This is a genomic window from Streptomyces sp. NRRL B-1347, from assembly GCF_000720325.1.
In the GTDB taxonomy this organism is placed as follows: Bacteria; Actinomycetota; Actinomycetes; order Streptomycetales; family Streptomycetaceae; genus Streptomyces.
The window spans coordinates 1-13,603 of record NZ_JOJM01000081.1 but is presented as its reverse complement, the minus strand read 5'-3'; the positions used below and the strand labels follow the sequence as shown (position 1 = coordinate 13,603).

Below are 13,603 nucleotides of genomic sequence, written 5' to 3'. Positions count from 1 at the left end.
AGCCTGCGCAAGCTGGCCGACTACCTCACCCATCGGCCTTCGCCTTCGACCAGTTCGACCCGATCAACATCCAGCCCAACCACGGCACTTGCTGGGCGATGGCCAAGCACCCTGACCGGATCCCAGCCACCTACCACCGTACTGCGGGGATCAGCCACTTCCACGGCTGCTACAGCCTCGGCGACGACACGCTGTGGGGCATGGTGCACCGTCGCAAGGGTGCCGACCTCACCCTCGCCACGCTGCGCAGCGTCCGGACTGCCCGCCCCGACGGCGAGCCGATCTACGTCATCCTGGACAACTGGTCAGGCAACAAGACCCGGAAGATACGCCGCTGGGCGGCCCGACCCGGCGTCGCGCTGTCCTTCACCCCGACCAACGCCTCCTGGGCGAACCCGATAGAGCCGCACTTCGGCCCACTGCGGTCCTTCGTCCTGGGCAACGACATCCCCTCCTCCCCTTCCTCATTCATCCAGCATCTGCACGCCTACCTGCACTGGCGCAACAGCCACCAACGCACCCCGGACGTTCTGGAGGCCCGACGGCGGGAACGCGCCCGCATCAAAGGCGAACGAGGGCACCGCTCAGGCCGTCCCCACCGCACCGCCGCATGATCAACAGACCCGGCTAGGCAGCCTACGCGGTTGTGGCGATGCCGCCGTCGACGGGGATCACGGCGCCTGTTAGGTATGCGCCTGCCCGGCTGGCGAGGAACACGGCGACACCCGCCATGTCGTCGTCGCGGCCGATCCGGCGTAGTGGAGCCGACGCCGCGATCGCCTCGCCGAACTCATCGAGGGTTGCAGCCATCATCGTCGACGGGAACGGTCCCGGCGCCACGGCGTTCACGGTGACGTGCTGCGGTCCTAGTTCCTTGGCAAGCACTCTGGTGAGTTGATGCAGCGCGGCCTTGCTGCTGGAGTACGAGTAGTTGGGCCGCTGGGGGATGTGGATGGCGGCGATGCTGCCGATGTTGATGATCCGTGCGGGATCGTCGGCCGTGCCCGCCCTGCGAAGTGCGGGCAGCAGCGCCTGGACCAGCCAGAACGGCGACTTCAGGTTGAGGTCGACGACCGTGTCCCAGGCCGCGTCTGGGAACGTCGCCAGCGGCTCGTCCCACATGGCGCCCGCGTTGTTGACGAGGATGTCGAGATGCTCCGAGTCGGCGGTGACGAGGTCGGACAGTCGCCGACACTCGTCGTGGCGGGACAGGTCGGCGGGGATGGCCCGCACCTCACCAAATTCGGACAGTTGGTCCTGCGCCTGAGCGCACGCTTCTGCGTTGCGTGAGCTGATGACCACGCTGACGCCCGCCTGAAGAAGGCCACGCGCGATCATCATTCCGATGCCTCGGGTACCACCGGTGACGAGCGCGCGCTTTCCACACAGATCGAAAAGCTCTGTATGCGTTGTGAATTGGTTGTCTACCACTTGCCGCCTTTCCCGTTGGTCGTGCGGGATGCTGCGTCGACGCGTTGAGTATTCGGTTCAGCTGTCTCAACGCTATGGCCTTGGAGTGCACTCCAAGCAAGCGGATCCCGGTCCCGACGGACCGCGTCCGCAGCCGCCTCAAGCGCGGATCGTGAGGCGGGCGGCCGCCCAAGTTCGACAAGGACGACTACCCCGACGCGCACCTTTCGACGGACCGGCCCTGCCGGCCGCTGCAGGAGCGATGGCCAAAGGCCAGGCCCCCCGGTTCACCCCGGTGCGGACGAAGGCCAAGTATCGAGTGGCAGGCCGGTGGACCGTGAACTGTGATCCGCGCGCGGACCCGGCGAACCTACGCGGTCAGAGCACTAGAGCTTCGGCGCCACCGAGTCAGGGAGGCCAGCCACCCAGGAGCGCAGCCCTGCGAGAGATCGCTGTCGGGCTGCCTCATCGGCACCATTCTCGATCAGCGTCCGGTTTCGGACGGCAGCGTCAGCTGTCGGTGAATCTGCAGGTCCTCAAAGCCGCTTTCGGCCACGTCTTGTGTGGTCGCACCGAACACCAGGCGAGACAGGCGGGCTCAGTAGCGGACGATCCAGCTCCGATTGACCAGTCTGTGCTTCCTGGACACCATTCAGCCCAGCTCGACCGCCAGGACTCAGCCTCTGAGCCAGGTCTTCCAGACGAAATGGTCTGTGGGCAGTGTGAGGATCACCGCCGCGATGTCGGCCGCGGTGAGGAGGACGAGGCCCGTGACCAGGGCCCCGGTAGGGATCCAGGCGCGTTTCCGGTGCTCGCCTGCCTTGTGTGCGTTGCCCTGCAAGGCAACGAGGCGGCGCTGCGCGAGTGCTCTCGCGCCCGCTCCCAGCAGGACTGCGGGGACAACCATCAGCAGGCCGCGCAGTGTGATGGTCCGGAGGTCCTGCGCGAGGACCTCCGGGGCGAACGGGATGGAGCACTGGCGGTCGGGTGCGCCGAAGAGCCCAGTGCAGTTGACCACCGCGAAGGCCGGTGCCCGGCCGAGCGCGGACGCCAGCGCGGTCGTTGCTGTACCGGCCAGGGCGAGTACGGGCGTCAGCCTTCGGGCCCGGGCAACGATCCACAGCGCCACCGCGCCCTGGGCGAGGCATGCGAGGGCGATGTAGGTGTGCCAGTAGACGTCCGGAAAGCCCGTGTCCTGTTGCGTTCCCGGGTAGTGCAGGACGGTGGACGGCAGTGCCGCTGGTGCGAGATACGGCAGGAGCAGGCCCACAGAGACCACCGCGGCGCCTCCGGACAGTCCCGCGAGCAGAGCCGTCCTGAGCTGTGGCTTCACATCCGTGGTGGGGTTGGTCGTCTTCCCCGCGAGTAGTGCGAGGACGAGCGGCACAAGCCAGATCAGCGACAGGCCCACAAGAGCGGACGGGAGCCGCCCCTGCACGGTGAGCGGTTGCCAGGTGAAGCCTGTCCACTGACTGAGCTCCGCGTACCAGCCGATCGAGGACCCGATGTCCGGGACATCGCCCAGGGCGGGCCGGAACGCGTCGGTCAAGCCGTCGCGCCGGAGGGAGTACCAGACGGCGAACCACGGGGCGAAGGAGGCGATGGACGTGGCCACCATCGCGTACAGAGGACCCCGGCCTCGGGCGTGGGGAAGCAGACAGCGCGCCGTGGAGATGAGCCAGGCCGTGACGCACACGGTTCCAGCGAGCAGAGTCGGTCCTGTCTTCAGCAGCCAGGCGAAGCCCTGCGTCTCGAGGCCGGTGGCGGGCAGGACGGTTCCGTCGGCGACGAGGGGGAGGCTCGCTCCCGCGAGGTAGCCTCCGACGAGTGCGGCGGGCAGCGCCAGCCAGACGGCCGCGCCAGGGGGCCGCCGTGTCCGGTCGGACGCCGCGACAGCACGCCAGACGGCTGCGGCGAGCACTCCGGTGAGTACGGCGCCGATCGTGCAGCCGACCGTCAGATCGCCCGACCGGGTGTTGAGCTTGCCCCAGAGCAAGCGGAAGAGCGTGTCTACCAGGGGGTCCGCACTGGCGGTGAAGACGCCTGCGACGACTCCCGCGCCGAGCGCTTCCCCTACCGTCGGGCGGGTCAGGAGGGTCGGCTCGAGCAGGACCCGACGCCGTGTTTCGGGGGTCGGCCAGTATCCGAGTCTGCGTACGAGCCGGGAGAGGGCGAGGTGTGCCTGGCCCCGGCCTGAGACGGGCCGGTCCTGCAACGCCCGCTGGATCACTGCTGCTTCATCGGCTCCGCCTTGCGCCGCGGCCGCGGCATCGGCGTGCAACTCACGAGCCCGCAGAACCGAGTTCCGTACGAGCTGGACGAGCAGGGTGAGTGTGGCCATCAGCGCCAGGGCATGGGGCACGTCCACGAGGTACTGCACGATGCCCGGAGGGATCGTAGGTGGCCCGCCGGTTGCCGCGCTGTACGACGTCAGAATTCCGAAGGGCAGCACCGCGACTGTCAGGAAGGCCCACCAGATGCCGAAGGCGAGGTAGGTCTTGTCCACGTCGTGATGGCGCAGGTGCGCCAGCTCGTGGGCGAGCACGAGGCGGAACATGTCGCGATCGGTGTGGAAACGCTTCACCAGTGGAGCGTCGATGATGACGTACCGCCTCCAGGGAAGGCCGAAGGCGAGCCCGCTTGAGGTGCGTGCCGAGGTGTCCAGCAGCCAGACGGGCGCGGGGTGCACGCCAACCGCGTGACACAGCTGGTCGAGGTATTCGGCTATGTCTCGCTCGTAGGGGTCGTCCTTCAGCGCGAACCGTGACAGTGACCGCGAACGCAGGCTTGGGATGACCGGGAAGCTCACGCACCTGCGACGGGTCACCCACCAGGGGTGCGCGAAATACCAGGCCAAAGACACACCGCATAACAGCGAGAAGCCGATCCCGACCCACTGTGCCTGATCGACGAAGGCAGGCTGCTGACATCTCGCCAACAGGCGCCGTGACTCCTCGTACCCTCCGTTGCTCCGCTCCGGGAGCGCGATCCGTGGGTCCTGGAAGCACTGGCTGAACGTGCCGAAGAAGAAGTCCGTGTTCTGTGGGACGAGGAAGTACGTCTGTAGGAATACGTACAGCCCGCCTGCGCCCACAGTGGCGATCAGAAGGACCAGTCGACTGGTGGTGCCGCCAGGAAGAGTCGATGACGCTTTCGCCCTGTCACGCTGCCTGGAGACTGCTTCCCTGAACGCGATCACGGTGGTGCCGCCGTGCTAGTCGGCCGCCCGTGGGGCCTGACATCGTCCTATGATCGCGTCCGCTATCAGACGTGCGTTCTCCGGAGTGGTCCCGATGTCGTGGAGCGTGGCTTCCACCACGTGCCTGAGCCGTTCGATGTCTTCCGGCCGCAGCGCGACGACGTCGGCCTGAGGCGCCGTGTTCTCGGCAGCGTCGTCGGCTGCTGAGACGTCACGTGAACGCTGCCCTAGACGGAAGAGTCGCCGTAGGCCAGCGATGGTTCCGTCCCCAGTGGTGTGCTTCAGAACCGTGTCGGCCAGGCACTCGACCGCCTTGGCCGTGGCGGCCAGGACGACGGGCGTCGCGATGAGTTCGACGGCCTCAGATCCGAAACCGAGCGGCGCCTTCCGTGTCCCCTTGCCGGACAACGCCCTTCGCGGGTCGGCGAAGTACGCCCTGCTGACCGCCGAGAACATCGGCAGTTCTTCCTGAGCTATCTGCTCGATCACGTCCCTGGCTATTTCCGTGATCACCGCTTGATGGGGTGTCACGATGAGCGCCCGCCTACGTGCCACTGCCTCTCCCCCGTCCATGCCCCCACGACGTCACGCCATTATCGAGGGCGACGTCGATGAACGAAACACAACGACCGCTGCCCGCCGCCAGCGCGCGGCGGAGCCCGGGGGCGCTCTGCGAGTACAGCGAGGTGCGGGTGATAATGCCCTGGCCAGTTGGGGGTGACGTGCTTGAAGTGACTGCTGCACAGCGGTGGTTGTCGGCGCGTCGGCGTGTAGCCACGTCTCAAAGCACTCCTGTGACTCCGCACATCTCGAGTTGCCGAGGTCGGTACGAAACGCCAGCAAACAGCATCGAGGGCGTGCTCAAGGCCTGCTGTTCGACACCGAAGCACTGCTGGGCGGTCATCAGGACCTCGACGGTAGTGCGGAGGCCCTCGCCGACAGGACGGTTCCACTGGTCGTCGAGGTTTGATCCCCTACGCGGCGCACTTGCGTAGCACAGCTCAGCGGCTTTGACCTGAGCGTAGTACTCCGGATCGAGGTTGCGGCTACAGCGACCGTTCTGGTCGGTGGGGCCTTGACCCCGGTCTTTGGACACCGGAGAGACTTGGATCTTGATGGTCCAGGAGGACGGAGTCCCCGTGGGGATGAAGCAGTACCCCGCCGAGTTCGAGGCGGACGCGGTCGCGTTGTACCGGTCGCGGCCGGGAGCGACAATCAAGTCGGTCGCCGGTGATCTCGGGGTGAACACCGGGACACTGCGGAACTGGGTCAGGGCCGCTGACGGCCGCCGCCCCGGCTCCCACTCGACACAGCCGGCCGCCTCGCAGGCCGGTGGTGACGACGTTCAGGCGGAGTTGGACGCAGCCCGCAACAGGATCCGCGAACTGGAGAAAGAACGCGACATCCTTTGCAAGGCGGCCCGGTATTTCGCGACGGAGACGCGCTGGCGAACCGCTGCCAGTTCGTTGAAGACCACCAGCGCCGTCACGGCGTGAAGCGGCTCTGCGACATCCTCGGCCTGGCCAGCTCGAGCTTCTCCTACTGGCGCCGCACCGCGGCGCCACGAGCGGCCCGGCAAACCGTCGAGGCCGGGCTGGCCGCCCGGACAGGCAAGATCCACCAGGACTCTGACGGCGCCTACGGAGCGCCCAGGACCACCGCTGAACTCCGCGACGAGGGCGGCCCGGTGGTCAACCACAAGCGCGTCGCGCGGATCATGCGGAGCCTCGGCCTCGGGGGCGTCCGCCTGCGCCGCCGACACCGCACCACGCTCGCCGACCCGGCCACGGCGAACGCACCGGACCTGATCGGACATGACTTCACCGCTGCCGTGGTGAACACGAAGTACGTCGGCGACATCACGTATCTGCCGGTCAGCGGCTCAAAGCCGCTCTATCTCGCGACCGTCATCGACCTCGCCTCACGCCGGCCGGCCGGGTGGGCGATCGCCGATCACATGCGAGCCGAGCTCGTCATCGACGCTCTGGCGGCCGCCGAGCAGACCCGCGGCAGTCCGGATGGAGCGATCCTGCACACGGACCACGGGTCCCCATATGCGAGTAGAGCATTCGCTGAAATCTGCAGGTCAGCAGATGTCCAGCAGAGCATCGGAGCGATCGGGTCCAGCGCCGACAACGCCACCGCGGAGAGCTTCAACGCTACCTTCAAGAGAGAAACACTCAAAGGCCGGAAGGCATGGTCGAGCGAACGCGAAGCACGACTCGACGCGTTCCGCTGGCTGACCCGGTACAACACGCGCCGCCGGCACTCCCGCCTCGGCCAGCGATCTCCCCTCGCCTACGAGAACGACCCCCACCCAGCAGCAACTACCCTGACCCGAGCGGCATAGACGTGTTCAACATCCGGGGGCAAGGCCCAGTTCTCGATGGTCCAGCATCTGCACAGCGCCGCACAGCGAACATCCTGGCCACCGCCGCACCGTGCGTGGAGATCTAGCACTCTCATCGGCAGGTGTCGCGAGAGTACCGCCTGGTCCTCGCCCTCGACGACGTCATCGGCACCAAGATCCGGGCCCTCGCGTACCGCGGGGCCGTACGCGACTTCGTCGACGTCCATGCCGCCTCCCGTCACCGCACCATCGCCAACCTGGAGATGCCCGGACGCCGCCACGCCCGCGACGAGTTCAGCCTCCGCGGCCACCTCACCGGCGCCGAATGATGCGGAGCCTTGATCGCGCCGGCGAGAGGTCCCGGCGGGGCCGAATCCGCCGGTCCCCGTGGGAGACTTTCAGGGTGATCTTCGTTGCCGAGGGGCCCAGCGCCGCTGGTAAGAGCCGCTACGTCAGCTCACTGCGGACTCCTGGCGTGGTTGAGGAACTCCCCGGGTACCTCCAGCCGGACAGCACGGCTTCCCTTGAGGAGGTGAGCCGCTTCTGGGTGTGTCGGAACGAAGAGAGGTGGGCTGAGGCCGTCCAGAGCGAGACGATGCAAGGCATCGCGGTCTGCGACACCGATCCCTTGAAGCTCCACTACGCCTGGACTCTTGCGCGGGCAGGCCTGGTTTCCGCAGCCGACACGTACAGCTGCCAGTTGCGATGGGTCCGGGACTCTCTGCGGCGAAGGGCGCTCGGCATCGCGGACCTCGTCGCCTGTGTCGTCCCGTCCGAGTCGACGCTCCGCGCACGCCGGGCAGATGACGTAGCCCGCCAACGCCGCAACTTCGAGAAACACGTCCGTCTGGCTCTGCCTTTGCGGGAGTGGTACGGGGCCCTGAACGACGTCGATCCGGGGCGCGTCGTCTGGGAGTGGCCCGAAGAACTGCCGCCCAGTGAGGCACGCGCACGCTACGACCTCGACCTCTTCGACGCCTGGATGGGGCGACTCCCCACCCTCTGACAGAGGCGGCTGATCGAACTTCGCTGTCCCGCGATCAAGGTCCGGCGGCACAGGGCATCGGTCACGGGTGCAGGTGTGACCTCCAGCCGTACGTGGACTCCGTACGCGAGCGACAACGGTCCGCTGCTGGACTGCGGTCTTGGGGCAATGACTCCCCGAGAGCGCACCGCGGTCTCCACCACTCAGCATGAGGCGTTCCAGGCGATCCACTGGCCAAGGGCGGGTTCAACCCGTGAACAAATACACCTGAGGAAGACTGTGGGGGCTTCGTCGTGGGGTCAGGAACCCAAGTGCTGCGTCAATACGATGTACACCACGCGTCTCACTCGGTACTCCTGGTACCAGATCATCCACAGCCCCTCCGCGATCGAGACCAGCGGAGCCACCCCGGCCTCCTCCGGGGGCGGGTCCCCCAGGTACTTCACCGCGGCAGCATCCGCCAGACGCTCGGCGATCCGCTCTACCTCAGCCCGAGCCTCGGCCGATAAGCCGCCTACGACATGCTCAGCGTCCGACAGGTACTCCCAGTCCCAGCCGCTCACTCGGCAGAGACCTCGGCCACCGCGGCGGCTAGCAGATCACCAACCTCCGCAGCCGCCTCGCGCGCCTCATCCCGAGACTCCGCCCGGCCCACAACCCGCTCCAACTCCCGGACCCGCGCCGAGCGCGCCGGGTACCGATGCAACGCCACGAACACTGCCCACCGGTGCAGGAACGTGTGCATCGGAACCGTGCTGTCCGACTGCACCGCCTCCTCCCACGCCGCATGAAACTCCCGCTCGAATTCAACGGCGGCCGCCGGATCCAGACGACGTACCGCCACCCGCAACGCGGCCTCGGTCTTCGGCGGCATTGCAAACAGCGGCTCGCCGCCACCCGGAACATCGACAGAGCACACAGACATCGTCTACCTCCTCAAACCGAACAGAACGCACCAGACACGCCGACCCAGCGACCGCCATCCTCTCTCAACCAAAAGATCAACAGGAGAGAGAACTCCAGACACGCCCCCACCGGCATGCGGGGGCGCTACCGTGCCCGCCATCAGACCTCAAGACCGGATGGCCCCGTTCGCCGACCGCGCCAGCCCCGCCAGGCCGCGCAGCTCCGCGATCACCGTCTCAGCCCGAACACACGCGGCGTCAACGTCGTCCGCGCTCATGAGCCAGCCCTCCGCGGTCTTCCCGTCCTCCGCGTATACGAACGGACTGCGACGAGCGGGATCATCACTGGACGGATCCACAGCCAGACAGAAGCGAGCGAGGAGCGCGCGTGCCGCCGCTGCCAGGCCCGCGCGCCACCGCGCGGTACGCCGCCCCCGGCGCGGCCCTCCCCCTCCAACGGAAAGTCACCCACCGGACAACACCACTGCCGCGGCGGCCCGACAGCCCTGGACACACCAGCAGGCCAGGACCGCTCGCAGCGTGGCGGCGGCCGAGTCCGGCTTTCCTGACTGGCGGGTCATGAATTCGTCTACGCTGCTGGGCGGATACGCGGGACCGGAGTCCGGCCGGGGTGGACCGGACGGCGTCGCGTGCGGGTGACCGTGCGCAGGGGGAGGCGTGCAGGTGATGGAGAACGACGCGGACCTGCCACGGCGGATCGGTGTCTACGCCGTCGAGCGAGAGCTCGGCGCGGGCGGCATGGGCAAGGTCTACCTCGCCCGCTCACCGGGCGGTCGGGCCGTCGCGGTGAAGGTGGTACGCCCCGAACTGGCGGCCGACCCGCACTTCCGTGAACGGTTCCGCGCGGAGGTCGCGGCCGCCCGCAGAGTCGGCGGTTTCCACACGGCTCCGGTCGTGGACGCCGACCCCGACGCACAGTCGCCCTGGCTGGCCACCGCGTACGTCCCAGGGCCCACGCTCGCCGAGCTGGTCGAGCGGCAAGGGCCCCTGGACGAAGAGCGGTTGAGGTCTCTGGGAGCGGCCCTGGCCGAGGCGCTCCAAGCCGTCCACGCCTGCGGGCTCGTACACCGGGACCTGAAGCCGGGCAACATCATCATGGCGGAGGACGGCCCGCGCGTCCTCGACTTCGGCATCGCCCGGGCCGTGGAGGCCACCCGGCTGACCGCCACCGGGGCCACCTTCGGCACACCCGGATACCTCGCGCCCGAGCAGGCCCGTGGGGAGCAAGTCAACGGTGCCGCCGACGTGTTCGCGTTCGGGGCCGTGCTCGTCGCGGCGGCCGGAGGCAGTGCGTTCGGGGGAGGCGCGCCCATGGGGTTGATGTACCGGTCGGTGCACGAGCCGGCGGACCTCTCCGCGCTGCCGGGAGAGCTACGGGCGCTGGTCGGCGCCTGTCTGGCCAAGGATCCGGCCGACCGTCCCGCGCCCGAGACGCTCCTGGCCTCGCTCGGACCGGACCCAAACCCGGACCTCGTACCGGACACCAACACCTTGGCGCTCGCCGCCCCTGACCGGCCGCGAGCGGCGCCGCCGGTACCGGCCCTGGCGCCCGACGTTCCCGGCGGCGTCGACGAACCCCCGCGGCCCGCCCCGTCGCGCAAGCCCCGCGTGATCACCCTGCTGATCGTGGCCGTGGCCGTGGCGAGCGCGCTTGCGGGCGGTCTGCTCGCCCTCACGCGGCAAGGGGACGACAAGAAGAGCGGCAGCCCTCCCGCCACCGCCCCGGAATCCCGGCGGACCACCCCGCAGGCTTCCACCCCGCAGGCTTCCGCCCCACCGTCCGAGCCCCCGTCGCCCCGGCCTAGCGCAGCACCCAAGGACCGGGTCACCATCGTGGTGACCGCTGGCAGCGAGGGAAGCTGGATCTCGGCGAAGGGCCACAACGGGCGGAGCCTGTTCGACGGAACGTTGGAAAGCGGCGAAACCAAGGAATTCGCTGACAAACGCCGTATCGATCTGGTCCTCGGCGATGCCTCCGCCGTCCAGCTCGTCGTCAACGGCAAGGTGATCCCAAACGACTTTTCGCCAGGCCAGGTCGAACGTTTTACCTACAACAGAGGCGACTGACAGCTCACGGCCCTGCTGCACCTGATCGCCTCCCACCCGGGCCTGCTCCCAGGCCGCGCGCGCCGTTAGGCCTGTGACGGTTCTTGTGAGCCCTCGCCGTATTTCAGAGGGACATCCGTGCTGCTCTGCTCTGCCAGTGGCAGAACAGCAGCCGGACCGGGCTCGGCGATCATTACAGTCCCGTCTCATGACGACGATTGCGACGCGTACGGTCGCGTATCCGGCCGACGGTTTGACGATGATCGGGCACCTCGCGCTCCCGGCCGGTGTCGACCGCCGGCCCGCGGTGCTGCTCGGACCCGAGGGCATGGGGCTCAGCGACGTCGAGCGCCGCCGGGCCGACGCTCTCGCCGAACTCGGATACATAGCGCTGGCCTTCGACCTTCATGGCGGGCGCTATCTGGGGGACCCCGAGGAGATGCTGGCCCGTTGTCTGCCGCTGCTCGCTGATCCCGAGCGGATGCGGGGCATCGGCCATGCGGCGCTCGACGTGTTGCGCGCCGAACCGCGGACCGACCCCGACCGGATCGCCGCCGTCGGCTACGGCACCGGGGGCGCCGTCGGCCTGGAACTCGGACGCGACGGCGCCAGCCTGCGCGCGATCGGGACAGTCAACGCACTGACCACCGGCCGACCGGGTGAGGCAGCGCGCATTGACTGCCCGGTGTGGGCCGGGGTCGGATCGGAAGACCCGATCATGCCGCCCGCGCAACGCAACGCGTTCACCGCTGAGATGCAGGCCGCGGGCGTCGACTGGCGCCTCACCGTCTACGGCGGCGCCCTGCACGCCTTCCACCACCCAACGGTCGACCACCCCGTGGTCCCCGGCGTCGGCTACCACCCACAGCACGCGCAGCGCGCCTGGCGCGACGTCGTCGACCTGCTCGCCGAGTGCCTGCCCGTGACGGAGGATCTGGGGCATGCCCCAGGTAGGCAAGCTGGCGCCGGGCACTGACAGGCCCCTCCCCTCAAGTCCGCACAGCAGAACCGCTCTCGGGGCGGAGTGTTCGGGGTTGCGTTCGTAGCGGCGGCGGAGCCGTCGGCGCCGCGTGCCGGCGGCCGAGCTCTTCGGCCGCCCACCCCCGCACATCCGGCTCGGCATCCGGCCGCCACGCGGCGAGGGACGGGATCACCGGAATCCTCTCGCCGGGCTCGCGGCGTTGGAGAAGGTCGAGGGCGAGACGCACCACGAGCGTGGTTCGGCGGAGATGTCGTCGGCGGGCCGCTGGTCAGGTGAAGGTCGGCTTGAAGGCCCCGTACCAGCGCCGCTCGGGGTCGAAGGTGAATCCCAAGTAGTTCCGGTAGAAGGTGAAGTGCGCGGCGAATCTGGGGTTGACGTGCATCAGGGGGCGGGGGCCGGCGAGGTCGCGTTCCGCGTACGTGCCGATCAGGGCGCTGTAGGTGGTCCGGTCGGAGGCGACGGCGAGGGCGTGGGCGTAGGAGCCCAGGAGGTGCCTGCGGATGTACAGCTTCAGCATGTTGAAGGTGAGTTCCACCTTGCGGTGGTCGGCGAACTTGTGATTCAGCATCATTTCCAGGTCGGCCACGTTGGCGCGGCTGAGGGTGCGGAAGACCAGGATCTTGTCGTCGGGGAGGCCGGAGGACCGGTAGTCGGGATGGTGCTCCAGCTTGTAGAGGATCTCGTTGACGTCGTCGTCGGACGCGCACCCCCAGCTCCAGTTGATGGCGTCGGGGTGGTAGGCCGCTCGGAAGGCGGCATGTTTCGCCGACTCCATGTTCGCCGCTCTGAAGTCCTTCGGCCGGGGATCCATGTCGTCGGGATCGCGGAGATCCCCTCCCCTAAGCCGACGTTCGGGCCCGGGCGGGGCGCCTGGGCCCGGGTGCAGGCCGTCGTCGATGCTGTCCACCAGGACGGGGCCTCCGGCGTGGCCGTGGGAGAAGAAACTGAGCTCCCTCAGAGTGCCGGGCGCCCGGATCCCGATGCCCTGCACCGCCGCGTAGACGTCCAGGGCCGACATCACGCCCTCCTGGCCGTCCTTGAAGACGTCGTCCTTGTAGTGGGCGCGGGTGACGCGCACGTGGATGCGGAGCGCGGAGCGGGTCTCGGTGCGGTTGCCGCCCGGGTAGGTGAAGGTGCGGACGATGTTCTCCCCGCTCCCCACGTCGAGGATCTGGAAGACCAGGTCCTCCTTGGTCTTGTTGGCGGCGACGTGCTGCAGGACGCGGTTCTCGCAGTACGTCCGGAAGGGCAGGCTGCGGGGTGGCTTGGGGTATCCCGCCACCAGGATGAAGTGCTTCATCAGGTCGGGGCCTCGACCCACTCGCCGTCGGTGTTCTGCACCCAGTGGGGCAACTGGTCATCGGCGCGCAGCCGCACCAGGTTAGTGGGGATACGCACGGTCCACGGGTCGCCCTGGGGGATCTCGTCACCGGGGCGGTCCAGGCGTTCGGCGATCTCGTCGGCGATCGGCAGGTAGAGGGGGCTGGAGACGGTGGGCAGGGGACCGCCCTTCCACAGTTCGCCGAAGTTCATGTAGTGGCGCCTTCGAAGCCGAGGCGGGCGGGGACGGTGACCCGGCAGAACCCCGCCTTGAGGAACTTGGGTTCTACTGATCTTTTCGTAAGTTCGGTGGGTGTTGTGGTGGTGTGGGTGGGAGGATTCCGGGGTGGCGTATGGACCCTCGCGTTCGGGTGATGGCTTGTCT

At 68.3% G+C, this 13,603-nt stretch carries 12 protein-coding genes and 1 pseudogene; 6 read left to right on the top strand and 7 right to left on the bottom strand.

Translation table 11 applies throughout. From position 1 onward, the window contains the following. Positions 1-98 precede the first annotated feature (98 nt). On the top strand, positions 99-614 hold the full coding sequence (locus IG74_RS54825) for a transposase (RefSeq protein WP_420710021.1): 516 nt from the start codon (positions 99-101) through the stop codon (positions 612-614). 22 nt (positions 615-636) lie between these two features. Here the strand turns inward: IG74_RS54825 and IG74_RS0139180 are convergent, their stop codons facing one another. From IG74_RS0139180 to IG74_RS0139170, 3 genes are all read right to left on the bottom strand, one after another. After that, positions 637-1,431, bottom strand: a complete 795-nt coding sequence (locus IG74_RS0139180; protein WP_030687325.1) for an SDR family oxidoreductase — start codon at positions 1,429-1,431, stop codon at positions 637-639. Between the two features lie 655 nt (positions 1,432-2,086). Then, entirely contained in the window at positions 2,087-4,609 is a 2,523-nt protein-coding gene (locus IG74_RS0139175; protein ID WP_078869448.1) for a M48 family metalloprotease, read from the bottom strand. Positions 4,610-4,624: 15 nt separating this feature from the next. Continuing rightward, complete coding sequence (locus IG74_RS0139170; protein ID WP_158857964.1) at positions 4,625-5,182, bottom strand: hypothetical protein; 558 nt, start codon at positions 5,180-5,182, stop codon at positions 4,625-4,627. 566 nt (positions 5,183-5,748) lie between these two features. Here IG74_RS0139170 and IG74_RS0139160 point away from each other — a divergent pair. The 3 genes and pseudogenes from IG74_RS0139160 (at position 5,749) to IG74_RS0139150 (ending at position 7,965) form a co-directional block, all read left to right on the top strand. Beyond that, positions 5,749-6,959 (top strand): IS3 family transposase gene (locus IG74_RS0139160; protein WP_420710020.1). Its coding sequence is split into 2 segments (ribosomal slippage): positions 5,749-6,043 and positions 6,043-6,959, totalling 1,212 coding nucleotides; the frame shifts between segments, so codons are not numbered across the junction. 134 nt (positions 6,960-7,093) lie between these two features. Further along, positions 7,094-7,285 (top strand): annotated as a pseudogene (locus IG74_RS0139155) (nucleotidyl transferase AbiEii/AbiGii toxin family protein); the annotation flags it as partial. Between the two features lie 77 nt (positions 7,286-7,362). Further along, positions 7,363-7,965, top strand: a complete 603-nt coding sequence (locus IG74_RS0139150) for a hypothetical protein (protein WP_030687317.1) — start codon at positions 7,363-7,365, stop codon at positions 7,963-7,965. 278 nt (positions 7,966-8,243) lie between these two features. Here IG74_RS0139150 and IG74_RS0139145 read toward each other — a convergent pair whose 3' ends face one another. After that, complete coding sequence (locus IG74_RS0139145) at positions 8,244-8,507, bottom strand: hypothetical protein (protein WP_030687316.1); 264 nt, start codon at positions 8,505-8,507, stop codon at positions 8,244-8,246. Beyond that, entirely contained in the window at positions 8,504-8,869 is a 366-nt protein-coding gene (locus IG74_RS0139140; RefSeq protein ID WP_030687315.1) for a DUF6247 family protein, read from the bottom strand. The genes IG74_RS0139145 and IG74_RS0139140 overlap by 4 nt, the downstream gene beginning before the upstream one ends. Positions 8,870-9,536: 667 nt before the next feature. Between IG74_RS0139140 and IG74_RS50150 the strand changes: the two genes are divergently transcribed. Both IG74_RS50150 and IG74_RS0139125 read left to right on the top strand, forming a co-directional pair. Continuing rightward, the gene (locus IG74_RS50150) at positions 9,537-10,937 is read left to right on the top strand and encodes a RodZ domain-containing protein (RefSeq protein WP_078869446.1); all 1,401 of its coding nucleotides are present in this window, start codon (positions 9,537-9,539) and stop codon (positions 10,935-10,937) included. A gap of 187 nt (positions 10,938-11,124) precedes the next feature. Next, positions 11,125-11,892, top strand: coding sequence for a dienelactone hydrolase family protein (locus tag IG74_RS0139125; RefSeq protein WP_030687312.1), 768 nt, complete (start codon positions 11,125-11,127; stop codon positions 11,890-11,892). 274 nt (positions 11,893-12,166) lie between these two features. Here the strand turns inward: IG74_RS0139125 and IG74_RS0139120 are convergent, their stop codons facing one another. Together IG74_RS0139120 and IG74_RS0139115 are read right to left on the bottom strand one after the other, a co-directional pair. After that, complete coding sequence (locus IG74_RS0139120) at positions 12,167-13,198, bottom strand: hypothetical protein (protein WP_030687311.1); 1,032 nt, start codon at positions 13,196-13,198, stop codon at positions 12,167-12,169. Then, positions 13,198-13,431, bottom strand: a complete 234-nt coding sequence (locus IG74_RS0139115) for a hypothetical protein (protein ID WP_030687310.1) — start codon at positions 13,429-13,431, stop codon at positions 13,198-13,200. The genes IG74_RS0139120 and IG74_RS0139115 overlap by 1 nt, the downstream gene beginning before the upstream one ends. Positions 13,432-13,603 lie beyond the last annotated feature (172 nt).